At 65.7% G+C, this 22,289-nt stretch carries 27 protein-coding genes and 1 tRNA gene; 17 read left to right on the top strand and 11 right to left on the bottom strand.

All coding sequences use genetic code 11. The annotated features are described in order from the left end of the window. The first annotated feature begins 67 nt into the window (after positions 1-67). The 5 genes from QDT69_RS16915 to QDT69_RS16895 all read left to right on the top strand — a co-directional run bounded on the left by QDT69_RS16915 (position 68) and on the right by QDT69_RS16895 (position 4,054). A complete protein-coding gene (locus tag QDT69_RS16915; protein ID WP_279707609.1) occupies positions 68-1,405 on the top strand; it encodes an MFS transporter in 1,338 nt (445 codons plus the stop codon). Between the two features lie 103 nt (positions 1,406-1,508). Then, positions 1,509-2,093 carry an adenylate kinase gene (locus tag QDT69_RS16910; RefSeq protein WP_050419424.1) on the top strand — a complete coding sequence of 195 codons (585 nt, stop codon included), beginning with the start codon at positions 1,509-1,511 and terminating at the stop codon, positions 2,091-2,093. An 11-nt stretch (positions 2,094-2,104) separates the two neighbouring features. Continuing rightward, positions 2,105-2,407: a hypothetical protein gene (locus tag QDT69_RS16905; protein ID WP_279707608.1), complete on the top strand. Its 303-nt coding sequence runs from the start codon at positions 2,105-2,107 to the stop codon at positions 2,405-2,407. A 4-nt stretch (positions 2,408-2,411) separates the two neighbouring features. After that, positions 2,412-3,209: an SDR family oxidoreductase gene (locus QDT69_RS16900; RefSeq protein WP_279707607.1), complete on the top strand. Its 798-nt coding sequence runs from the start codon at positions 2,412-2,414 to the stop codon at positions 3,207-3,209. 68 nt (positions 3,210-3,277) lie between these two features. Next, positions 3,278-4,054, top strand: a complete 777-nt coding sequence (locus QDT69_RS16895) for an alpha/beta fold hydrolase (RefSeq protein ID WP_279707606.1) — start codon at positions 3,278-3,280, stop codon at positions 4,052-4,054. A gap of 25 nt (positions 4,055-4,079) precedes the next feature. Here QDT69_RS16895 and QDT69_RS16890 read toward each other — a convergent pair whose 3' ends face one another. Continuing rightward, positions 4,080-5,000, bottom strand: coding sequence for a LysR family transcriptional regulator (locus QDT69_RS16890; protein ID WP_279707605.1), 921 nt, complete (start codon positions 4,998-5,000; stop codon positions 4,080-4,082). Positions 5,001-5,379: 379 nt separating this feature from the next. Then, positions 5,380-5,464: transfer RNA gene (locus QDT69_RS16885), tRNA-Leu, on the bottom strand. Positions 5,465-5,656: 192 nt separating this feature from the next. On the opposite strand from QDT69_RS16885, the gene QDT69_RS16880 reads away from it, so the two are divergent. Continuing rightward, positions 5,657-6,193, top strand: a complete 537-nt coding sequence (locus tag QDT69_RS16880; protein WP_279707604.1) for a disulfide bond formation protein B — start codon at positions 5,657-5,659, stop codon at positions 6,191-6,193. A 140-nt stretch (positions 6,194-6,333) separates the two neighbouring features. On the opposite strand, the gene QDT69_RS16875 is transcribed toward QDT69_RS16880, so the two are convergent. Next, the gene (locus tag QDT69_RS16875) at positions 6,334-7,398 is read right to left on the bottom strand and encodes an AbrB family transcriptional regulator (RefSeq protein ID WP_279707603.1); all 1,065 of its coding nucleotides are present in this window, start codon (positions 7,396-7,398) and stop codon (positions 6,334-6,336) included. 281 nt (positions 7,399-7,679) lie between these two features. Further along, a complete protein-coding gene (locus QDT69_RS16870) occupies positions 7,680-7,961 on the bottom strand; it encodes a PsiF family protein (protein WP_279707602.1) in 282 nt (93 codons plus the stop codon). A gap of 206 nt (positions 7,962-8,167) precedes the next feature. On the opposite strand from QDT69_RS16870, the gene QDT69_RS16865 reads away from it, so the two are divergent. Beyond that, positions 8,168-8,659 carry a hypothetical protein gene (locus tag QDT69_RS16865; protein WP_279707601.1) on the top strand — a complete coding sequence of 164 codons (492 nt, stop codon included), beginning with the start codon at positions 8,168-8,170 and terminating at the stop codon, positions 8,657-8,659. Between the two features lie 67 nt (positions 8,660-8,726). Here QDT69_RS16865 and QDT69_RS16860 read toward each other — a convergent pair whose 3' ends face one another. Continuing rightward, on the bottom strand, positions 8,727-9,284 hold the full coding sequence (locus QDT69_RS16860) for a TetR/AcrR family transcriptional regulator (RefSeq protein ID WP_279707600.1): 558 nt from the start codon (positions 9,282-9,284) through the stop codon (positions 8,727-8,729). A 196-nt stretch (positions 9,285-9,480) separates the two neighbouring features. On the opposite strand from QDT69_RS16860, the gene QDT69_RS16855 reads away from it, so the two are divergent. The 6 genes from QDT69_RS16855 to QDT69_RS16830 all read left to right on the top strand — a co-directional run bounded on the left by QDT69_RS16855 (position 9,481) and on the right by QDT69_RS16830 (position 13,325). Continuing rightward, positions 9,481-9,915: an acyl-CoA thioesterase gene (locus tag QDT69_RS16855; RefSeq protein WP_279707599.1), complete on the top strand. Its 435-nt coding sequence runs from the start codon at positions 9,481-9,483 to the stop codon at positions 9,913-9,915. Positions 9,916-9,920: 5 nt separating this feature from the next. Continuing rightward, entirely contained in the window at positions 9,921-10,364 is a 444-nt protein-coding gene (locus QDT69_RS16850; protein ID WP_279707894.1) for a PaaI family thioesterase, read from the top strand. 268 nt (positions 10,365-10,632) lie between these two features. Then, complete coding sequence (locus QDT69_RS16845) at positions 10,633-11,019, top strand: CidA/LrgA family protein (protein ID WP_279707598.1); 387 nt, start codon at positions 10,633-10,635, stop codon at positions 11,017-11,019. Further along, on the top strand, positions 11,016-11,738 hold the full coding sequence (locus tag QDT69_RS16840; RefSeq protein WP_146989328.1) for an LrgB family protein: 723 nt from the start codon (positions 11,016-11,018) through the stop codon (positions 11,736-11,738). Before QDT69_RS16845 ends, QDT69_RS16840 begins: the two co-directional genes overlap by 4 nt. A 93-nt stretch (positions 11,739-11,831) precedes the next feature. Next, positions 11,832-12,611: a sulfite exporter TauE/SafE family protein gene (locus tag QDT69_RS16835; RefSeq protein ID WP_279707893.1), complete on the top strand. Its 780-nt coding sequence runs from the start codon at positions 11,832-11,834 to the stop codon at positions 12,609-12,611. Between the two features lie 36 nt (positions 12,612-12,647). After that, positions 12,648-13,325, top strand: a complete 678-nt coding sequence (locus QDT69_RS16830; RefSeq protein WP_279707597.1) for a DsbA family protein — start codon at positions 12,648-12,650, stop codon at positions 13,323-13,325. Positions 13,326-13,551: 226 nt separating this feature from the next. On the opposite strand, the gene QDT69_RS16825 is transcribed toward QDT69_RS16830, so the two are convergent. After that, on the bottom strand, positions 13,552-14,154 hold the full coding sequence (locus QDT69_RS16825) for an ABATE domain-containing protein (RefSeq protein WP_279707596.1): 603 nt from the start codon (positions 14,152-14,154) through the stop codon (positions 13,552-13,554). Between the two features lie 68 nt (positions 14,155-14,222). Between QDT69_RS16825 and QDT69_RS16820 the strand changes: the two genes are divergently transcribed. Next, positions 14,223-14,900 (top strand): AzlC family ABC transporter permease, encoded by a 678-nt coding sequence (locus QDT69_RS16820; RefSeq protein ID WP_279707595.1) that lies wholly within the window; start codon positions 14,223-14,225, stop codon positions 14,898-14,900. Beyond that, positions 14,893-15,195: an AzlD domain-containing protein gene (locus tag QDT69_RS16815; protein ID WP_279707594.1), complete on the top strand. Its 303-nt coding sequence runs from the start codon at positions 14,893-14,895 to the stop codon at positions 15,193-15,195. Before QDT69_RS16820 ends, QDT69_RS16815 begins: the two co-directional genes overlap by 8 nt. A 9-nt stretch (positions 15,196-15,204) precedes the next feature. Here QDT69_RS16815 and QDT69_RS16810 read toward each other — a convergent pair whose 3' ends face one another. Further along, positions 15,205-15,411 (bottom strand): hypothetical protein, encoded by a 207-nt coding sequence (locus tag QDT69_RS16810; protein WP_279707593.1) that lies wholly within the window; start codon positions 15,409-15,411, stop codon positions 15,205-15,207. Positions 15,412-15,474: 63 nt separating this feature from the next. After that, positions 15,475-16,362 (bottom strand): LysR family transcriptional regulator, encoded by an 888-nt coding sequence (locus tag QDT69_RS16805; RefSeq protein ID WP_279707592.1) that lies wholly within the window; start codon positions 16,360-16,362, stop codon positions 15,475-15,477. 120 nt (positions 16,363-16,482) lie between these two features. Between QDT69_RS16805 and QDT69_RS16800 the strand changes: the two genes are divergently transcribed. Further along, complete coding sequence (locus QDT69_RS16800) at positions 16,483-17,223, top strand: SDR family oxidoreductase (RefSeq protein WP_279707591.1); 741 nt, start codon at positions 16,483-16,485, stop codon at positions 17,221-17,223. A 57-nt stretch (positions 17,224-17,280) separates the two neighbouring features. Next, positions 17,281-18,180 (top strand): SDR family oxidoreductase, encoded by a 900-nt coding sequence (locus QDT69_RS16795; RefSeq protein WP_279707590.1) that lies wholly within the window; start codon positions 17,281-17,283, stop codon positions 18,178-18,180. Positions 18,181-18,413: 233 nt separating this feature from the next. Here the strand turns inward: QDT69_RS16795 and QDT69_RS16790 are convergent, their stop codons facing one another. The 3 genes from QDT69_RS16790 to QDT69_RS16780 form a co-directional block, all read right to left on the bottom strand. Continuing rightward, on the bottom strand, positions 18,414-19,481 hold the full coding sequence (locus tag QDT69_RS16790; protein WP_279707588.1) for a phospholipase: 1,068 nt from the start codon (positions 19,479-19,481) through the stop codon (positions 18,414-18,416). Between the two features lie 22 nt (positions 19,482-19,503). Continuing rightward, on the bottom strand, positions 19,504-20,475 hold the full coding sequence (locus tag QDT69_RS16785) for a S1C family serine protease (protein WP_279707587.1): 972 nt from the start codon (positions 20,473-20,475) through the stop codon (positions 19,504-19,506). 267 nt (positions 20,476-20,742) lie between these two features. After that, positions 20,743-22,251, bottom strand: a complete 1,509-nt coding sequence (locus QDT69_RS16780) for an AMP-binding protein (RefSeq protein ID WP_279707586.1) — start codon at positions 22,249-22,251, stop codon at positions 20,743-20,745. Positions 22,252-22,289 lie beyond the last annotated feature (38 nt).

The following is a 22,289-nucleotide window of genomic DNA, read 5'->3' as shown; positions in this document are numbered from 1 at the left end:
CAGGCGCTCGCGGCGCGGCCGGATCGCCGTCGGCTCTCGAAATTGAAGAACATTGGAGGAAACCGCAATGCACCCGTCCGCTGCGAGCAAGGGATCGCTGTCTGTCCTGGAGAGCCCGGCGCATAGATCGCTGTTCTCGAAGATCGATTGGCGCCTGATACCGCTGTTGCTGATCGCCTACATGATCGCCTATCTCGACCGCATCAATATCGGCTATGCGCAACTGCAGATGAAGCAGACCCTGCCGTTCGACGAGGCGGTGTACGGCCTTGGCGCGGGTATCTTCTTTGTCGGCTATTTCCTGTTCGAGGTGCCGAGCAACCTGCTCCTGGAGAGGATCGGCGCGCGCAAGACGCTATTGAGGATCATGCTGCTGTGGGGGCTGGCGGCAACAGCGATGATGTTCGTGTCGACGCCGTTCCAGTTCTATCTGGTGCGGTTCCTGCTCGGTGTGTTCGAGGCCGGATTCTTTCCCGGCGTCATTCTCTATTTTACCTACTGGTATCCCTCGGTGCGACGGGGACAGGTGATCGCGACCTTCATGTCGGCGACAACCATCGTATCCGTGATCGCCGGTCCGCTATGTGGCTCGATCCTGAAGTACTTCGACGGTGCCGTCGGCCTTCATGGCTGGCAGTGGCTGTTCCTTGTGCAGGGACTGCCGGCGCTGATCCTCGGTGTCCTTGTCTATGTCCTGCTTGAGGACAAGCCCGAACAGGCCGCCTGGCTGTCGAAGGATGAGAAAGCCCTGCTCGCCGAATCCTTCCAGCACGATGAGAAGGATGTCGAGAGCGAGCCCTCGGGGACGTTCGGGCAGATGCTGAAGGACCCCAAGGTCTATGTGCTGTCGTTCGTCTATCTGCTGCTGCTCGGCGCGACCTACACGATGGTGTTCTGGCTGCCGACCCTGATCCAGAGCTGGGGCGTCAAGGATCTGTTCCTCGTCGGCGTATATGCCGCAATCCCGAATGCCGCAGGAGTGATTGGCATGATCCTGATCGGCCGCCATTCGGACAAATGGCACGAGCGGCGATGGCATTATGCCGCCTGCGTCGGCATCGCTGCTCTCGGCCTGCTCATCACGACGCTGCTCCAGGGGAACCTGGTCGGATCGATCCTTGCACTGTCCTTTGCCGTGATCGGAATTGCGTCGGCGACGCCGCTGTTCTTCGCATTGACCAGCGAATATCTCTCCACCGGCGCCGCCGCCGGCGGGCTTGCGCTGATCAGCAGCCTCGGAAACCTCGGTCCGGCGATCAGTCCCACGATCAACGGCCTGATCGTGCGCAGCACCGGCGACAACATCTACAGCATGTACTTCGTGATGGCGCTCTACCTGCTGTCCGGATTGCTGTTGCTGCTGTCGGTGCGGCCTGCGCCGAGTGCGCGATTGGCGATGGCGTGACAAGAGCTCCGGCGAGGCTCGGGCAGCGGGCGGGGACGAGTCACCCGCTGCTGGAGGCCGTCGCAATGTTGTTGGCGAGGATATGAGTATCAGGACGCGAGCGATGAGGATTGTTCTGCTGGGGCCGCCTGGCGCAGGCAAGGGTACGCAGGCGCGGCGCCTCGTTGAGGAGTACGGCATCCCGCATCTCTCCACCGGAGATATGCTGCGCGCCGCAGTCGATGCGGAAACCTGCATCGGACGGAAAGTCAGGGAGACGATGGCGAACGGCGGGCTCGTTCCGGATCAGCTCGTCATCGCCGCGGTGATCGAACGCATCTCGCAACCGGACACCGAGCGCGGTTTTGTGCTCGACGGCTTCCCGCGGACGATTGCTCAGGCGGTCAGCTTCGACGACTTGCTCGATACCGAGGGCCTTACGCTCGATCATGTCGTTGAGCTCAAGGCGGATGAAACGGTGTTGCTGGATCGGATCGAGCGAAGGGCCCGCGAAACGCGCGAGCAGGGCGCCGCGGCGCGCGCCGACGACAATCATGAAACGCTCAAGGCACGCATCGACGCCTACAACGAACAGACGGCGCCGCTGGTCGACTATTATCGCTCGCGGAACCTGCTCAGGAGCGTCGATGGGCTGCAGCCGGTCGAGGTTGTGGCCTCGGACGTCTTCAGGGCGATCGCGCAAGCTTGATCGGGGATGTGATGCCGGCCACGCGAAGTCTCGACCAGCGATCCGGACCGTCCGGCCATGTCGTCCGGATCGAGGTGCTTGAGCCTCTGCGCAAGTCGCTGGGCGAGGTGAAGGAAACGGCCGATCAATTCGAGCAAGCTCAGGCGCTGTTGCGGGCGATCGAGCGATTCTCCTGCAAATATGCCGTGGATCGAAGGAGCGCCGGCACGCCAGCCGATCCGGTCCATCGCGACCACCGCCGTCTGGTGCGCGGCAAGATTCTCGCCCGCGTCCTCCGCCGATCGCGCAGATCTGTCCTGGCAGCGAAAGGATAACCTTATGTCGATGAGCGGAAATGAGGGTCAGTGCGCGCTGGTGACCGGCGCGTCGGGCGGTATCGGGCTCGAGCTTGCGCGCGTGCTCGCGGCTAACCGCTTTAGCCTCGTCCTGCTGGCGCGCAGCCGCGACAAGCTGCAGGACATTGCCCGCGAGCTCAAGGCCGATCACGGCACCAGGGTGACCATCGTCGCCGCCGATCTGAGCGAACCGCTGGCGCCGCACGCAGTGTTCGATTCGCTGAAGGACGCCGGCGTGCGGATCGACCTTCTGGTGAATAATGCCGGTCTGTTGTTCGAAGGACGCTTCAGCACGATCGGCCTCGAGGACCAGTTGCGGCTGCTGCAGGTGAATATCGTGGCCATGACAGCGTTGACCCGCCTCTTCCTCGAGCCGATGCTCGAGCGTAACAGCGGGAGGATCCTGAACGTTGCCTCGGTTGCGGCGTTCATGCCGGTGCCGAACCTTGCGGTCTATGCCGCGTCCAAAGCTTATGTGCTCTCGTTCGGCGAGGCATTGTCCCAGGAATTGAGCGGCAGCAAGATCACACTGACGACGCTGTGCCCCGGCGTGACGGACACCGGAATGGTCCATGGCACAAATCTCGGCAACATGCCGAGCATGATGATCATGGATGCGAAGACCGTCGCGCTGGAAGGCTTTCGGGCGTGCATGGCGGGAAAGCCGGTCCATGTCGCGGGACTTGCCAACGAGATCGCGGTCCAATGGATCAAGTACCAGCCGAGCTGGCTGTTGCGGGCGATCGGTGGCGTGTTTGGAAAGGCCGCAACACCGGGCTGAGGACGGCCTGTTGGCCTGCATCCCCGGCACGGAGCGCAGTTCTGGCCAATCAACAACGGACGTTAGTCATGGGACCTGAGGAACAGACCGTCAAACCACCCTCGCTCGCTTTGCTTGCCGCCGAGGGGCGCGGCTTGCTCGACATTCCCGCGCTGCTTGCCGTCGCGGCTCCGCTGCTGGCGACCGCACCGCGAGGGCAATCGCACCCGGTGATGGTCCTGCCGGGATTGGGCGCCGATGACCGGTCGACGCTCGCGATTCGCTCTTTCCTCGAGTTTCTCGGCTACCAGGTCCATGGATGGGGCCGCGGCCGCAATGTGCGAGCGCCAGATGCGGATGTGTCCGCGGTGGCGGCGCGCGTCGTCGAGCTCGAACAGCAGAGTGGTTCGAAGGTCAGCCTGGTTGGTTGGAGCCGCGGCGGCATCATTGCCCGCGAGGTCGCACGGCAGACTCCTGCGTCGGTGCGCACGGTCATCACGCTCGGCAGTCCGTTCGCGGCACCGGGCGCGAGCAATGTCCGCGCGATCTGGCGGCTTCTGACCGGACAAAAATACGAACCGCCGACACTCGCGCGGATCAGCCGCCTGGCGCAACCGATTCCGGTGCCGGCGACATCGATCTACACCCGCACCGACGGCGTGGTGGCATGGCGCGCCTGTTTGGAGCCGGACGGCGAGCAGCGCGAAAACATCGAGGTGAACACGACGCATATCGGGCTTGGCTTTCACGCACCGGCGCTTTGGGTGATTGCCGATCGCCTCGCCCAACCGCCCGGCACCTGGAAGCCGTTTCGTCCGGCGCCGCAGGTTGCGATCTGGTTCCCCGCAACGACGCGTCGCGACTAGATTTTGCAGGTGCGCGTTTGCCGGTTTATCGCGCGCCGCTTGCCGGTGCGCGCATCTCGCCGACCATCATCCGCAGCAGCTTCATCGCGGCGGGCGGCAACGTGCGTCCCTGGCGCGAGACCACATGGGTGCGGCCGCGATGCAGCAGGGCATTCTTCAACGGCAGCGCCGTGACCTTTGCGGCATCCGCCTCCGTCATTGCGAGGCGCGAGACCAGCGCATAGCCAAGGCCCGCGGTCACGTAATGGGCAAGCGCGTCGAATGAGGCCGTCGTGAACGCGAAGTTGAGGCGGACGCCTTCGCTGATTTCGGCGGCCTGGACGTGCTGGCGCAGGCCGTAGTTCGGATGCATCGCGGCTCCCGGATATGGCGCGAGGTCGGCGAGCCTGAGCGGCCGACCGAGCTGGATCAGCGGATGCCCGCGCGGCACCATTGCCTTGATCGGATGCGGCTGCGAATGATGCGAGCACAGCCGATCATCGCGGGGCGGATTGAACAGGACGCCGATATGGGCGCGCTCGCTCACGACCTGCTGGACAATCTCGTCGGTGCTCCCGATGTCGAGGCTGATCGTGATCTTCGGGTGGGCTTGCATGAAGCGGCACAGGCTGGTCTTGGCCAGCCAGTCGACATAGCCTTCACCCGTCACGACGTCGATATGGCCCGTCTCGACCTTGCGGATGCTGTCCATCTGCGCGAGCAGTGCCTGCCGTTCGCTCTGCTGCCGGTGCAGGTAGGCAGCCAGCAGTTGGCCTGCGTCGGTCGGCGCAACGCCGCGGCCCCGCCTTTCGAGCAGGCGCGCACCATATTCCTGCTCGAGCAGGCTCAGCGCCCGGCTGACCGCCGAGGCATCCATACCGAGGGCGCCGGCGGCGCCGCGCACGGAGCCGCTATTGAGGACCTCCATGAAATAGTGCAATCGGCGCGGCTCGAGTTTGGCATTCATCGGCACAGCCTTGATCAATGCAAGCAATGCAACGAATATTCAATTGTGCGGCTATTTATGCAAGGACGCCGTGGCGGCGCCGGCATGGAGGCCAAGCAGACATCGGGGCGCGGCACGAGATCATGAGGATGCGGCACGGCTGAGCCGAGAACAAAGGTCGCGCCCTCCGGTCCTGCTTGAAGCGGATCGCGGCATCACTTCGGTTGAACGCGATCACGTCGCCGGCGGCTGCGCCACGCGAAGTTGTATCGGGGAATGATTTTGGCTGAGCCTCGGGGCCGTCCGTCTTCGCTCTCGCGTCGCTCAAGCTTCGCCGGACACGTTTCGCCCTTGCAGCCTTGTCGTGGCTGCGCCACGCGAAGCCCGCAAGGGCGAAGCGTGGTGCCCCTGGCCGGAATCGAACCAGCACTCCTTGCGGAACTCGATTTTGAGTCGAGCGCGTCTACCAGTTCCGCCACAGGGGCATTCGCGATGATCCAGGCCCGAAAGGGCCGGAGTCGCGAAGCGCGGCGGACTATAGCGGCCGGCCCGTCACGGTCAACCCGCGCGGATGTGATTGTCCCGCGCCTCGACAGCGGTATTTTCACGCGATACGACCCGGGTCGAGTGTGGGCCAGGGCCTGACCCTGCCGGATGATGCTCGCAGGAGGACCGCCGTGACGACCGCCACCGCCCATCCGTCGGATGCTTCCGCCACCGGCAATCCGGCGCTGACCTCGGCCCTGGCGATCGCCGTGATCGCTGCGGCGACGCTGGCCGGCGCCTGGTTCTTCCAGCTCGTGCTGGAGATCATGCCCTGTCCGCTCTGCCTCGAGCAGCGCTATGCCTATTACCTTGCGGTCCCGCTCGGCGCCGTGGTGGCGCTGGCGGCGGCCCGCGGCGCATCGCGCCCGGTGCTGCTCGCGGGCCTTGCGATCCTCGGCCTCGCCGCGCTCGCCAATGCCGGCCTCGGTGCCTATCACGCCGGCGTCGAATGGGGGTTCTGGCCGGGGCCGACCGATTGCACCGGCCCGATGGTGGATTTCGGCAAGGCCGGCTCGCTGCTGGACCAGCTCGACAAGGTCAAGGTGGTCCGCTGCGACGAAGTGCAGTTTCGCTTCCTCGGCATTTCGCTCGCCGGCTACAACGTGCTGATCTCGCTGCTGATGGCCGCGATCGCCGGCTGGGGCGTGATGCGGGCCGCGAAGGCTTGAGGTCGAAAGGCACGGCTTCCCGTGATCCGTCATGCTGAGGAGGCCGCATAGCGGCCGTCTCGAAGCATGCACGGCCACCGACCGGGCCGTTCATCCTTCGAGGCTCGCAAGGGCTCGCACCTCAGGATGACGGGTACCATCTAATCGTCGACGTCGTCCTGCGGCCGTCCGAACAGATGGATGATGCCCGGCGTCGAGATGGTGACGAACAAGAACCGCGACAGGTGATGGGCGCCGACGAAGATCGGATCGATGTGCAGCGTCAGGGCCAGCGCCAGCATCGCGTCCATCGCGCCGGGCGCGAAGGCGACCACGACGTCGGCGAGCCGTACGTGGGTGGTGAACGCGATCACCGCGACGAACACGGCCGAGATCAGGATGGCGATCGCAAACGAGCCGAGCCCGGCATTGACGTGGCTGAGCAGGGTCGAGGTCTTCATCCGCGCGAAGCGGGTGCCGATAATGGCGCCGATGCCGACCAGCGCGATATTGCGGAGCCACGGCGGCAGGCCGCCATCGACCAGGCCCGACCCATGCAGCAGGCTGGAGGCGAGCATCGCACCGAACATCCAGCTGGCGGGGAATTTGATCCAGCGCAGCAGCAGCGAGACGCCGATCGACCCGGCGACCAGGGCGATCAGGCCGAACGGCGAGGCGACGGTCGTCGGCAATGGCGGCGGTGCGGCGTGCGTCACCCCGGTCAGCGCCAGCACCAGCGGCAGCGCCGCGGTCAGGATGATGACGCGCATCGTCTGCACCACGGCGATCGCCGCGACGTCGGCGCCCTTCTCCGCGGCGAGGATCGTGATCTGCGAGAGCGCGCCGGGGCTGCCGGCGAGGAAGGCCGAGGTCTGGTCCCAGCCATGCACGCGCTGCAGATAGAGGCTCGAGCCGAAGGTCGAGCAGAACGTCGCCAGCGCCAACAGGGCGATAGTGAGAGGATAGGAACTCATATGCTGCAGCAATTGCTGCGACATCAGCGAGCCGAGCGAGATACCGAGCAGCAGCAGTACCGATTGCGTCAGCACCGGCGGTACCGCGAGCGGCCGGCCGGCCAATGCTGCGATCCCGACCGCGCACATCGCACCCGAGATCAGTCCGCCCGGCAACCCCGCCCATAAAAACAGCAGGCCGCCGCCGGCGCCGATGACGAGAGTCTCGAGCCCGTTCAGAGCTTTGCTGCGGTCGGGAATGGCCGTTGCCATCGAAGCGCGGATCAAGGTCACGCCGCCTTATGGCAAATTCGCGCGGACGCGACAAATGCATCTCGCGATTGCAGCATTGCGCCCGAATTCTCGGGAATCTTCCTTCACCCTCCCCTGGAGGGGGAGGGTCGACGCGAATGAAATGAGCGGCGGGGTGGGGTGACGGTCTCTCCTATCGGGAGCTGCCCGTGTTGAGAGATTACCCCACCCCGACACACGTTACGCTGCGCTCAATGCGTGCCACCCTCCCCCTCCAGGGGAGGGTGGCAGCGCTCGCGGTTTTACTTCGTGCCCGCGGGCGCAGCGGCGCCGCCGCCCGCCGCGCCCTTCTTGCACTCCGAGCGGAATTTCTTGCGCTCCTTGCCGTGCAGGCCCTTGGCGTCGGCTTCCTTCGAGCATTCCAGCGACTCGGCGGTACGCGGCTTGGCTTCCTTCGCCATCTTGGCGTCGGCCTTCGGAGCGGCGTCCTTGGCGGCAGGCGCGGCGGTCTGCGCGAAGGCGCCGCCGATCAGCAGTGCGGAGGCAAGGGCGGTCACGGTCGCAAGGGAGGAAATCTTCATCATGGGGCACCTCTGAGGAAAGGAGGCCGAAACGTTGCGCGGCGATGCTGAACCGTGGATGAACGTGCGGTGGTCCCGCCGCCACAATATTTTCATGCGCAAGCGCGCCCGCACATTGTCGCAAGTCCGGGTTGCGCTAGGATAATGGTCTTACGCCAATGCCCCCCAAGGGAAACCAACGGGAAACCAGGGATGACGGGAGACCAGGGATGACCATTCAGACCAGATTGTTGTGTGCGATTGCGGTGTCGGGCTTTGCAGCCTTTGCGGCGAGCGCGCCGGCGCAGGCCCTGACCGCGCAGGAATGCAGCGCCAAGTACCAGGCGGCCAAGACGGCCGGCACCCTCAACGGCCAGAAGTGGAATGATTTCCGCAAGGCGCAATGCGGCGCCGACGCGACCCCGGCCGCGGCGCCCGCCGCGCCGCCGCCCGCTGCCGCCGCGCCTGCTCCGGCCGCGCCGAAGGAAGCCAAGCGGGAAGCCGCTCCCGCGGCAGCACCCGCCGCGCCGGCAGGGCCCGCCGTGTTTCCGAACGCGGTCGATCCCAAATACGCCAAGGAAACTGAGGGCAAGCAGCGCATGCACAGCTGCCTCGACCAGTACAACGCCAACAAGACCACCGGCGGCAATGGCGGCATGAAGTGGATCCAGAAGGGCGGCGGCTACTACAGCGAATGCAACAAGCACCTGAAGGGCGCCTGAGCCCTTTCGCGATGCGTTTTCGAGGAGGCGGCCGGCGCAAGCCGGCCGCTTTCTTTTGGCCGAGGCTCTACGGGCCTCCCGCAAGCAGCTTGTCCGCCGATTGCGCCAGCAGTTGCGCGCGCCTGCGCGGGCCGCGCTCGAGAAACAGCAGGCTCTGGCCGAAGATGAAGCAGTAGAACAGGAAGGCCTGCGCATCGGCCTCTTCAGTCGGCAGCCCCGTGGCGCGATAGAGCTGGCCGACCTGCTTCAGCCGCGCCGCATCGACACTCGCGGCAGCGGTCGCCGCGGCCTCGTCGGTGCGCGCCCATTGCCGGATCGCGAGCTCGACAGCCATCGCCTCGGTGTTCATGCGCTCCGAATAGAGCGTGATGATCGCCTTCAGCCGTTCACGCGCGCTCGCACCGTCGAGCGCGGTGTGCTTCTCGATCGACGCGATGCGGCCGTCGCGCCAGCGTGTCAGCATGGCCTCGAGCAGCGCGGCGCGATCCTTGAAGCGGCGGTAGAAGCCGCCCTTGGTGACGCCGAGACTCTTCGCCAGCACCTCGACCCGCACGCCGTCGACGCCGCTATGGGCGAGTTCGGCAAAGCCGGCGGCGACCCAGACATCGCCCTTGCTCTCAGTCATGTGATCTCCGCGGATCCCAATGCGCGATCGGGGCATCGCGCATTAGTCTCTTGTTTGAGCACGATCTTTTCGGAAAACCGCTGTGCAGTTTGCGCTAACGCGGCCCTGCGGGTCCCGATCGTGCGTGATACGGTACCGTATTGCTAGCCCGCTTGGCGCTTGATACGCTACCGTATCACAATCGGGGAGGAGCAGAATGGAAGGCGAGGCGACCTACCGCGGCACGGTCTATCCCTGGCACTGCGACCACATCGGCCACATGAACGTCATGTGGTATGTCGGCAAGTTCGACGAGGCGAGCTGGAACATGTTCGCGCGGCTCGGCCTGACGCCCACCTATCTGCGCGAGTCCGGCCGCGGCATGGCCGCCGTGCAGCAGAACATCGCCTACAAGCGCGAACTGCTCGCCGGCGACCTCGTCGAGGTCAAGAGCCGGCTGGTCGAGTTCCGCGACAAGTCGATCCGCATCCTGCACGAGATGCGCAACGCCGAGACCGGCGAGGTCGCCGCGAGCTGCGAGATCACGGCCGTGCACATCGACCGCGCCGCGCGCAGATCGGCGCCGTTTGCGCCGGCGATCCGCTACGCGGCGATGCCGCATCTCGTCCCGTCAGAACCCGCGATCGCATGACCGCCATGCCCCGTTTCGAGCCGAAGAATCCCGACTATCGCGCAGTTGCAGCCGAAACGTTCGCGCGCCAGCGCGCGATGCAGACGCTTGGTATCTCGATCGCGCGCATCGAGCCGGGCGAAGTCGATCTCGCGATGCCCTATGCGCCTGAGTACAGCCAGCAGAACGGCTTTGTACATGCCGGAATCATCACCGCGGGCCTCGACAATGCCTGCGGGATCGCCGCTTTCACGCTGATGCCCGAAGGTTCCGACATCCTCACCGTGGAGTTCAAGACCAACCTGCTGGCGCCGGCCCGCGGCGAGCGGTTCGTGTTCCGCGGCGTCGTGGTGAAGCCCGGCCGCACCCTGACCGTCTGCGACGGCCGTGCCTACGCCGTGCAGGACGGCGTTGAGACGCTGGTCGCGACCATGAGCGGCACACTGATGGCGCTGCAGCGGCGGTCGTAGCGTGGGGTCGAGCGAAACTTCGTCCCCGTCACCCTGAGGAGCGCGCAGCGCGTCTCGAAGGGTCGACGGCCCCACGCTCTCGGCGAGCGGAGAGCAACGCGCAGAAATAGCCGGGCCGTGCATCCTTCGAGACGCGCTTCGCGCTCCTCAGGATGACGGATCCGAGAGCAGCGGTGCCCAACATCTGCGCACGCGTATGAGTCCCGTGCATTGACAAGCCACTGTCGCACCGACCTGATAGGCGGATGTTTCGCGTGAGCGCCTTGTCATGATCGCCAGCCTCAGCCTGATCCTGCTTTGTCAGCTCGTCGGTGAGGTCGCCGTGCGCGCGCTCGCCGTGCCGGTGCCGGGCCCGGTGGTTGGTCTCGTGCTCCTGCTGTTGCTGCTGCTTGCGCGCGACCGCTATCCTGCGCTGGCGCGCGGGCCGCTCGGCAATGACGGCGTCGAGAGCGCAAGCCGCGGCATGCTGGCCAATCTCTCGCTGCTGTTCATTCCGGCCGGTGTCGGCGTGGTGCAGAAGCTCGATCTGCTCGCCGAGCACGGCATCGCGATCCTGGTGATCCTCGCGGTGTCGGTCATCGTCACACTGCTGGCGACGGTCGCGACCTTTGTCGCGGCGAGCAGTCTCTTCTCGCGCGAGGACGAGACGCCGTGAACGACAATCCGTTCTCGCTCTGGGTCTATCTCTCGCAGTCGCCGCTGCTCTGGCTGACGGTGACGCTCGTGACCTATGCCGCGACCGATGCGGTGTCGCTGAAGACAAGGCGGCATCCGCTCGCCAATCCGGTGCTGCATTCGCTGTGGATCATCGGCCTGTTCCTGCTGCTGACGGGGACCTCCTACACCACCTATTTTGCCGGTGCGCAGTTCGTGCACTTCCTGCTCGGGCCGGCGACGGTCGCGCTCGCGGTGCCGCTCTACGAGAACCGCAAGCGGGTCGCCGCGGCGGTCCTGCCGATGCTGGTTGCGCTCGCGGTCGGCTCGCTCACGGCGATCGTCTCGGTGGTGCTGCTGGCGCGGGCCTTCGGCCTGCCGCGCGAGATCATCCTGTCGCTGGCGCCGAAATCGGTGACGGCCGGCGTCGCGATGGGCATCAGCGAATCCCTGCATGCCGATCCCTCGCTGACCGCGGTGTCGGTGATCCTCACCGGCATCATGGGGGCGATCATCGTCACGCCGCTGATGAACTTCACCGGGATTACCGACTTCCGCGGTCGTGGCTTTGCCGCCGGCATCGCCGCCCATGGCATCGGCACCGCGCGCGCCTTCCAGGTCGACGAGGTCGCCGGCGTCTTTGCCGGCATCGCGATGAGCCTGAACGCGCTGGTCACCTCGCTGCTGGTGCCACTGGCCGTGACATATCTGCTGCGCTGACACCCCTTGCAGGGCAGTTTTGTGCTATTGGTATGGCGCTGGGCAGTAAATCCTTCTAGGGTTGCCGCCGCAAACGCGAGTCTGTTCCCCTTGATCTTCTCCGCAACCCAGAGCGTGCTTGGGCTGGCATCGGGCATGCTGGTCGGCTTTTCGCTGGGCCTGGTGGGCGGCGGCGGGTCGATCCTGGCCGTGCCGCTGATGGTCTATGTGGTCGGGGTACCCCAGCCGCATGTCGCGATCGGCACCTCGGCGATCGCGGTCGCCGCCAACGCCGCGATCAACCTGTCCAACCACGCCCGCGGCGGCACCGTGATGTGGTCCTGCGCGCTGGTGTTCGCGCTGTCGGGCATGTTCGGCGCCTTCGGCGGCTCGATCCTCGGCAAGATGCTGGACGGGCAGAAGCTGCTGGCGCTGTTCTCGGTGGTGATGCTTGTGATCGCGGGCCTGATGCTGAAGACCCGCGCGCGGGTCGGGCTGACCGACGTCAAGATCTCGATGTCCAACATGCCCGCGATCATCGGTCTCGGGCTTGCCACCGGAACCATGTCCGGCTTCTTCGGCATCGGCGGCGGCTTTCTGATCGTGCCGGCCCTGATGCTGGCGACCGGGATGCCGATCATGAACGCGGTCAGTTCCTCGCTGGTCGCGGTCAGCGCTTTCGGCGTGACCACGGCGTTGAGCTATGCGTGGTCAGGGCTGGTGTCATGGGGCCTGGCGGGGCTATTCGTCGCCGGCGGCATCGCGGGCGGCCTCCTGGGTACAAGGAGCGCCCGGCACCTGTCGGAACGCCGCGGCGCGCTCAATATCGTGTTCGCGGCTGTGATTATCGTCGTGGCGATCTATATGCTGCTGCGTAACATCAATGTGTCCTGAACGTAGAAGGGCGAGGAGCCCTTCCGGAAGCCAGCTATGAACCATCTGACGAAATCACCGCTCGACAATGCCGGCGCGACCCGCCGCGACGCGCTCGGCCTTATCGGTGCCGGGATCGCGCTGCTGGCCGCGGGAGGCGCGCGCGCCGAGGACGACAAGGTCCTGACCGAGGAGCAGGTGCTGCGCGATCCGGATATTCCTGTCATCGGCAATGCCAAGGGCGACATCACGATCGTCGAATGGTTTGATTACAACTGTCCGTATTGCCGCAAGCTGGCGCCGGAGCTCCGCCAGGTGGTGCAGGACGACGGCAAGGTCCGCCTGGTGCTGAAGGACTGGCCGATCCTCGGGCCGGTCTCCAAGGTCGCGGCGCGGATGGCGCTGGCGGCGAAGTACCAGGGCAAGTTCGACACCGCGCATGAGGCGATGATCTCGGTCAATTCGCGCATCACCGAGCCGCGCATCGCCGAGCTGCTCGCGGGCGCCGGCCTCGACATCGACCGGCTGAAGAAGGATCTCGACGCCAACGCCAAGGCGATCGACGCGATCCTCGCGCGCAACGACGAGCAGGCGCAGGCGTTCGGCTTCAACGGCACGCCGTCATTCATCGTCGGCAAGTATCGCGTGCCGGGCGTGCTCAGCATGGATCAGTTCGAGCAGGTGATCGCCGACGCCCGCAAGGCCAATATGGGCCGCAAGACCGAGCAGAACTAGCGTACGCCAAAGCAAGATTATTGAATCAGTGTGAGCCAAGGTCGCAGTCCACCTCTCCCGCTTGCGGGGGAGGTCGGCGCGAAGCGCCGGGTGGGGGTCTCTCAACACAGGGAGTATCTCGGTTGCGGAGATACCCCAACCCCAGCCCTCCCCCGCAAGCGGGAGAGGGGGCGGACCGAGTTTGCGGATGCAGCCGAACCTGATCTCAGCGCGCTTCAGCCCGCACTTACGCGGAGCCCTTGCGCTTGGCATAGGCGCGCCGCGCCCGCTCGCGATTGCCGCAGACTTCGCTCGAGCACCATCTGCGGGTTCGGTTCGGGCTCTCGTCGACAAAGAACCAGCCGCAGCCATCAGCTTCGCAGCATCCGATCCGCCTGGCGTCGTCGGACGCCAGCAGCGCCGTCAGCGACCACAGCACCGGCCATAACGGCTCGGTCACGTCGGTCCCCGCGAAGGCGTGGCGATATGCTCGATCCTGCCGCACGAGGTCGGGTTGCCGCGGCGCCGCCGAGAGCATCCGATTGACGAGACGAAGGTCCGCACCGCGGCCGCCGCGCAGCGCGTCCGAAATGGTCCAGATGTCGCGGCGCAAATCATATGCCTTCTGCATCGCAGCCGCGGCCTCGCTGCCTGCCGAACGCGCCTTCAGCTTCCTGGTCGCGGCAAGCGGCAAGGTCCCGCGGCGTTCGCTCCAGGACAACAGCGCCGCATAATCCGGAATCAGCTCCTGCGGATCTTTCGAGGTGCGCCAGTCCAGCGTGTTCGCGAAGTCAAGGCAGACCCGTCCGCCGAAGAACTGCGTCGCTGCCCGCGCGGGATCTCTTGACATCACGGCCTCTCACCAAGTCTAATCTAATGGTCATGACCATTACAAGCGTCTCGCCGCCAGCCTCAACGATGACTGCCGCAGGTTTCAGGCGCGGCCTGGTCGCGGCGCTGCCCTTCCTGCTCAGCAATGGCGCCGCCGGCCTCGTGATGGGACTGACCTACAAGGGACTCGGGCTGGGGGCAGAGCACGCCATTCTGTTCAGTCTGCTGGTCTACTCCGCCACGGCGCAAGCGATCACGCTGAGCATGTGGGCTCATCCGTTGCCGGTCGTCGCCATGGTCGTTGCCTGCATCGCCACGAATTCGCGATACTTACTGATGGGCGCCCATCTGCGCCAGCTGTTTGGCGGACTGGCACCCCGGAAGATGCTGCCCACGCTGTTCCTGCTGGCGGATGCATCGTGGCTGATGACGAACTCGGACGCCGACCGCAACGGACCTGACGCAGGCTATCTGCTCGGATCGAGCATCCCGATGGCGATCGGCTGGGTCGGCGGCACCGCGCTTGCCTATGCCGCTCCGCTCACGGCAAACGAGCCGCTCAGGCTCGCCGCCGCATTGCTGCCGACGATGTTCATCGCGACCCTGCTGCCCAGCCAGTGGAAGAATGTGAGATCGCTTTGGCCGTGGCTGACCTCGGCCGTCGCAGCACTTCTCGTGGCCCGGTTCGTGGATCCGAGCTGGTCGATGCTGATCGGAGGTGGATGCGGCACGCTGGTGAGCATGATGGAGCCGAAGGATGCATGACCTTACGGTACTCGGCGTCATCTGCATCCTCGGCGTCACCTGCTATGTCATGCGCGCCGGCGGATACGTTCTCGCCGCATCGATGCGCGACGACGGCATTGCCGCGCGCTTTCTCCGGCTCGCGCCCGGCAATCTGTTCATTGCATTCATTGTCGGCGGTTGCCTGTCGGGCGGGCTGGCAGGCTTCGTTGGGACATTGGTCGCGCTCGTGACCATGGCGATCACGGCGAGGGAATGGGCCGCGCTGGGAGCCGGATTCGGCGCGGCCTTGGCGGCGTCTGCGATCGGGCTGTGACGTCAGCCGTCACTTCGACGCGATCTTGTCCCACTGCTCGCGGGTGCGCGTCTTCAGCAGGTTCCAGTCGTGGGCTGCGACGTCCCAATTGACGATGGTGCGCGTGTTTTGCGCCGCCTCGCCATTGGCCGCGCTCGATGTTCGCACCGAGTCATAAACATAGACGCCGCAAATCAGCAGCAGCGCGCCTAAAATCATGCCAAAAAACGTCCGCATCGCTTAATCCCTCCGGTGTCGAAGGGATAACGTCGCTGGGTTCGCAGTGGTTCCGGCGGCTGATCAACTGCGCGCGAACACGCGCATGACATAATCGATGAACACGCGGACGCGCGGTGAAAGCTGGCGGTTGCGCGGATAGAGCAGGTTGACCGGCACCATTGGTGGCGGCCATTGCTGCAGCACCGCCACCAGCGTGCCGTTGGCGAGATCGGTTTCGGCATGGAAGCGCGGCACCTGCACGAGGCCGAGGCCGAGCTTGGCGCTCGCCAGATAGCTCTCGGGCCCAGTCACCGACATCGGCGCCGGCAGCGGAAACTGTTTGAGTTCACCGTCGATCACGAACTCCATCGGCCGCAGGCGTCCCGTCGTCAGCGAGCGGATGCCGATCATGCGATGGCCGTCGAGCGCGAACGGATCGGTCGGCGTGCCGAAGCGCGCGAAATAGTCAGGCGTAGCGCAGGTCAATCGCTCCAGCATCGTCACCTGGCGCGCGATCATGTCGCTGTCAGGCAGCTTGCCGAAGCGCAGCACGCAGTCGACGCCTTCGCGGATCAGATCGATGAAGCGATCGCTCTCGCTCATGTTGATCTCGATGTCGGGATACTCGGTGAGGAAGCCCGGCAGGTTCGGCAGCAGGAAGTGCCGCGCCAAGGTGCCCTGCACTTCGAGCCGCAGCAGCCCCTTCGGCCGCGCGCCGCCGAACGCGCCTTCGGCGTCTTCGAGATCGGAGATCAGCGACAGGCAGCGCCGGTAGTGCGCCTCGCCATCGAGCGTCGGGCGCACCGTGCGCGTGGTGCGTTCGAGCAGCCGCACGCCGAGCCGCGCCTCCAGCCCCTTCACCGCGTCCGTCACCGTCGAGCGCGGCAGGCCAAGATCGTCGGCGGCCAGCGAAAAGCTGCGCCGCTCGACCACCCGGGTGAACACGCGCATCGCATCGAAGCGGTCCATCTATTGTCCGAAATCTGCGAATAGTGATGCCAAAAGATGCCGGATTATCCGGTTGATGCCAAGGCGTAGCGTCCTCCTATCGAACGCGGCCATTGCCGCTCAACTGAAGGGAGATCAAAAATGACCAATCAAACCAACAAGGTAGCTCTGATTACGGGCGCCTCGCGCGGGATCGGCGCGGCAGTTGCCGAGCGCCTCGCCAGGGATGGCTTCACCGTCGTCATCAACTATTCCGGCGATGCCAAGCCGGCCCAGGCGGTGGCCGACCGGATCGAGGCCGCCGGCGGCCGGGCGCTGACGGCGAAAGCCGATGTCAGCGATCCCAGCGCCGTGCGCGGCATGTTCGACGCGGCGGAAGCGGCGTTCGGCGGCGTCGACGTGCTGGTCAACAATGCCGGCATCATGAAGCTCGGCAGGATCGCCGACAGCGACGATGCGTCGTTCGACCAGCAGGTCGCGGTCAATCTGAAGGGCAGCTTCAACACCATGCGCGAGGCAGCACGCCGGCTGCGCAACGGCGGACGCATCGTCAACTTCTCGACCAGCGTCGTCGGCACCAGGCTCGAAACCTACGGCATCTACGTCGCGACCAAGGCGGCGATCGAGCCGCTGACTGCGATCCTGTCCAAGGAGTTGCGCGGCCGCGGCATCACCGTGAACGCCGTGGCGCCGGGCCCGACCGCGACCGATCTGTTCCTCAACGGCAAGTCGGACGAGCTGATCGAGCGCTTCGCCAAGATGGTCCCGCTGGAGCGGCTCGGCACGCCGGACGACATCGCCAATGCCGTGTCGTTCCTCGCCGGCCCCGACGGCTCCTGGATCAACGGCCAGACCCTGCGCGCCAATGGCGGCCTGGTCTGATCCCCTCGCGCCTTCAACCCAGCTCCCGTTCAATCCGTCATCACAAGGACACGTGTCATGAAACAGGTCATCGTCATCACCGGCGCCTCGAGCGGCTTCGGCCGCCTCACCGCCAACGCGCTCGCCAAGGCCGGCCACATTGTCTACGCCTCGATGCGCCACACCACCGGCCGCAACGCCGCCGCGGTCGCCGATATCGAGGAGTTCGCGAGGGACAACAAGGTCGACCTGCGCTCGCTCGAGCTCGACGTCGGCTCGCAGGCTTCGGTCGACAAGGCCATTGCGCAGATTGTTGCAGAGGAAGGCCGCCTCGACGTCGTCATGCACAATGCCGGCCACATGGTGTTCGGCCCGGCGGAGGCGTTCACGCCAGAGCAGCTTGCCGAGCTCTACGACGTCAACGTGCTTTCGACCCAGCGCGTCAACCGCGCGGCGCTGCCGCAGCTGCGCAAGCAGGGCAGGGGGCTCGTGGTCTGGGTGTCGAGCAGCTCGTCGGCCGGCGGCACGCCGCCCTATCTCGCACCGTATTTCGCGGCGAAGGCCGGCATGGACGCGATGGCCGTGATCTATGCCCGCGAACTGGCGCGCTGGGGCATCGAGACCTCGATCATCGTGCCCGGCGCCTTCACCGGCGGCACCAACCACTTCGCGCATTCCGGCCGTCCTGCCGACGAAGCGCGCGTCGCCGAATATGAAGCCGGTCCCTATGCCGGCTTCGGCGAGGAGATCATGAAGGCATTCGCGGCGATCGTGCCCGAGGATGCCGACGCGTCGCTGGTCGCGGACGCGATCGTCAAAGTCATCGAGACGCCGTTCGGCAAGCGGCCGTTCCGCGTCCACATCGATCCGACCCAGGACGGCGCCGAGGTCGCCTTCGGCGTAATCGACCGCGTCCGCAACGAGATGCTGCACCGGGTCGGCTTTTCAGACCTGCTCAAGCCGCGGGCGAATAAGTAGCTTGTGCCGTTCTGTCCACGGCAACGACGAGGATAGTGCCGCGCGCACCGTCCATCACCGTCATCCCTGCGCAAAGGCTTCGCCTTTGTCGCTGGAGGCGCGAGCGGAGCGAGCCTCGAAGGGTGCACGGCCCCGATGCAGCCGCGCGGCTACGGTCCGGCCGTCGACCCTTCGAGACGCGCTTCGCGCTCCTCAGGGTGACGGGGCGAGAGCCGCGCTTAAGCCCCGCGGGCTCACTCGCCGTTCAGCCACTGAAAAATCTCCGCATTGATCTCGCGCGGATAGGTGTGGCTGAGATCGTCGATCTCGCGATAGACGACCCTGGCGCCGGCGGCCGACAGCAGGCCCTGGGTCTGCCGCGCGGTCTGCACCGGGAACATCCAGTCGAGCCGGCCGTGGGTGATGAAGATCGGCAAGCCGCGCAGCCGCTCCGCATCGGCCATTTCGGCCATCAGCGGATGGAACGTCGCCGCGACCGGGGCCAGATGCGTGAAGCGCGAGGCGCCGTCGAGCCCGGTCACATAGCTGAACGTGCCGCCGTCGCTCATGCCGGTCAGCAGCATCCGCGTCCCGTCGATATTCCAGCGCGCGCACACCTGGTCGAGAATGCGGTTGAGGTTCGGCGTGTCGGTGTCGTCGCCCATCAGCGCCCAGGTCTGGCCGGTTGCGGTCGGCGCCACCAGGATGGCGCCGCGGCTGCGCGCGTCGCGCAGCCAGCTCCACAGGAAGCCGCGGCCATTGCCGCTGCCGCCATGCAGCGCCATCACCAGCGGCCAGGTGCGATCTGGCGTGTAGTATTCCGGCACGTACATCGAGAAGCCGCCGCGGCTGCCCGGCTCGTTTCGCTCATGGAAGATGCCGGTGTCGTCGTTCGGCGTCGCCGCGAGTTTTGCCTGCAGACCGGCATCCTCGCGCAAGTCGGGCGCGATGAAGAAGCCGCTGACTGGCGGCAGTTCGGTCAAGGGATAGAGCGCTTCCTGCGCGCGCGGCAGATAGCGCAGCGCGCGGAACACGCTGACGAGATCGCCTTCACCGTTCTGCACCGCGCGCAGCCCCGCATAACCGGCCAGCGCCGGTTCGATCGCAGCCTCAAGTGCAGTCTTGATGTGCGCGAAGTTCTCCGGCCAATCGGCCAGCCGCGGGCGCACGGCCTGCAGTGCTTCCTCGGGCTCGCCCGCGATCTGCATCACGCGATCGAAGTCCGGCGGATTCAGGTTGCGCGCGACAAAGGACAGCGATTCCAGCGTCTGCAGCAGCGGCGGCAGCACGGCCACGATGTCGTCAACCACGGCCTCGCTCATCGCAACTGCCCCTCTTTCTTGCTTAGTGCAGCCGCGGCGCCTTCAGCAGCTTCATGCGGTCGATCGAGGTCAGCGTGACGTCGAAGGTGACGCCCTCGTGATAGACCGTCAGCGGCACGTCGACGCCGGCCGCGCCGAGCGACCAGAGCTTGCGGTAGAAGCCGGTCTGGCTCGTTACCTTGTCGCCGTCGACCGCGAGGATCACGTCGCCGGTCTTCAGCTCGGCGCGCGCCGCCGGACCCTTGCTGGCCACGCCGACCACCACGAGGCGGTTGTCGATCTCGGTCGTGTACATGCCGAGCCACGGCCGCGCCGGCTTGTCGACACGGCCGAACCTGCGCAGGTCGCTCAGCACCGGGTTCAGCAGATCGATCGGCACGATCATGTTGACGTGCTCGGCGCGGCCCGAGCGTTCACGCTCGAGCTGCAATGATCCGATGCCGATCAGCTCGCCGGCATTGTTGATCAGTCCGGTGCCGCCCCAGTTCGGGTGCGACGGATAGGTGAAGATCGCTTCGTCGAGCAGATATTCCCAGTAGCCCGCGAATTCCTGCTTCGCCGCGATCTGGCTTGCGACCGAGCGCGTGCGGCCGCCGGCACCGCCGAGCACGACATTGTCGCCGACCTGCGTTGCCGCGGACGAGCCGATCCGCAGCGGATCGATGTCGAGCTTGCCCAGCGCCTGCACCAGGCCGAAGCCGGATTCGAAATCGAAGCCGAGTGCGTGACCCTCGACCGCGCGGCCGTCGCCGAGATGCAACCACACCGTGGCGGCTTCGGTGATCAGATAGCCGATCGTCAGCACGAGCCCGTCGTCGATCAGCACGCCGTTGCCCGCGCGTTCGGTGCCGAGCGTCTCGGCGCTGAAAGCATCAGGCGGAATGATCGAATGCAGCCCAACCACGCTCATCAGCGCACGATCGAGGTCATAGCGATAATCTTCGGGGCGGGGCTGAAAGGCCGCCGGCACTTTCGGTTCGGTCGTGGAAGTCATCTGGGATCTCCTGGCGTGCAGGGCGCGCTGGAACCTCAAGGTAGTCCGAGGTTCTGCCGGCAGGGAAGATGGAATGATATACCCTGCGCGGCGGCCTGCACAGCTCATCTGGCGTGCAGACCGGCCCCTCGCAAGATAGATGAATCTATTCGCTTCTAGAGTGCGATGAGATATGTCATCGCGCCTTAGCTTCTTGTTCGGGCATGATCTCCGCGCAAACCCGTTCCGGGTTTGTCGCGAGGGAAAACCGCGTCGCGCTTTTCCGGATCATGCCTTCGCGCGCGCCGGCATGATCCGGAAGGCGCGGTTGTCCTTGATCCACGCGGCGCGCTCGTCGCGCAGCATGGTGCGGCGGACCTTTCCGGAATCATCGCGCGGCGCGGTGCCGACGCGCTCGAAACTTTCCGGGTGCTTGTAGCGGCTGAGCCGGTCCTTCAGGAAATCGCCCATGCCGTCGGCGATCTTCTGCGCATCGGCATCATCGGCGAGCTCGAGGATCGCATGCACGCGCTGGCCGAATTCCGGATCGGGCAATCCGACCACGACGCAGGAGCGCACATCAGGATGTTCGCTGACCGCGGCCTCGACCTCGGCCGGATAGATGTTGGCGCCGCCGCGCAGCACCATGTCGGCGAGCCGGTCGCCGAGATAGAGATAGCCCTCTTCATCCAGACGTCCGATATCGCCGAGCGATTCCCAACCGTCCGGCCGCCGCTTCGGCGTTGCGCCGAGATAATGATAGGTGGAGCCGGCGCCGTCATTGGGCAGGAAATAGATCTCGCCGGTCTCGCCGGGCGCGACGTCGTTGCCGTCCTCGCCGATGATGCGCAGCTTCGCGGTCTCGCCGATCTTGCCGACCGAGCCCTTATGCGCCATCCATTCGACGCCCGAGATCACGCAGGCGCCTTGCCGCTCGGTGCCGCCATAGAGCTCCCAGACCCGCTCCGGCCCGAGCCATTCGATCCACTTCTCCTTCAGCCAGGGCGGCATCGGGGCTGCCATGTGAAACACGATCTGCAGGCTGGAGACGTCGTAGCGGTTGCGCACCTCCTCGGGCAGCGCCCAGATCCGGTGCATCATCGTCGGCACGAAGTTGACCCATTGCACACGTTCGCGCTCGATCAGCCGCAGCGTTTCCTCGGCGTCGAACTTCACCATGCCGGTCAGCTTGCCGCCGCCGAACAGCGCGGAGTGCGACAGGATGAACGGCGCGTTGTGATAGAGCGGGCCCGGGTTGAGCAGCGAGGCCTGATGTGGAATCCCGAGCATCAGCGGCGTTGTGGTTTCGATCACCGCGGGGTTGTGATCGAGGATCACCTTCGGCCGCCCAGTCGAGCCGCCGCTCGTCATCGCCTTCCAGTAGCGCGCGACCGGCGCATCGAGCGGCTCCCCGGAAAATCCCTCCGGCACGAAATTCGCCGGCAGCGAATTCGGCGCGTTCCAGTCGGCCTCGCCGCCGACCACCAGCGACGGCTTCAGGATTTCGAGCACCGCGGCGGCCTCGCCGCGCGGCAGCCGCCATGACAGTGAGGTCGGCGTCGCGCCGCATTTCCACACCGCGAATGTGGTCTCGAAGAACGCGTTGCTGTTCGGCAACCCGATCGCGACGAAGTCGCCGGGCTTGACGCCCTTGGCGGCAAAGGCCCGCGCCCGCGCATTGGCGCGGCGCTCGAGCTCATGCCAGGTCAGCGTATCCGCGCCGTGACTGACGGCGATCGCATCCGTGGGTTTGCGTTCGGCATACCAGCGCGGCACGTCGGCGAGGGGGATCAGCATGGGTCGTTTCCGTCGGAAATGGCGGCTTGAAGCGCTCT

Source organism: Bradyrhizobium sp. CER78 (assembly GCF_029846235.1).
Classification (GTDB): Bacteria; Pseudomonadota; Alphaproteobacteria; order Rhizobiales; family Xanthobacteraceae; genus Bradyrhizobium.
This window is presented reverse-complemented; position numbering and strand designations above follow the sequence as displayed.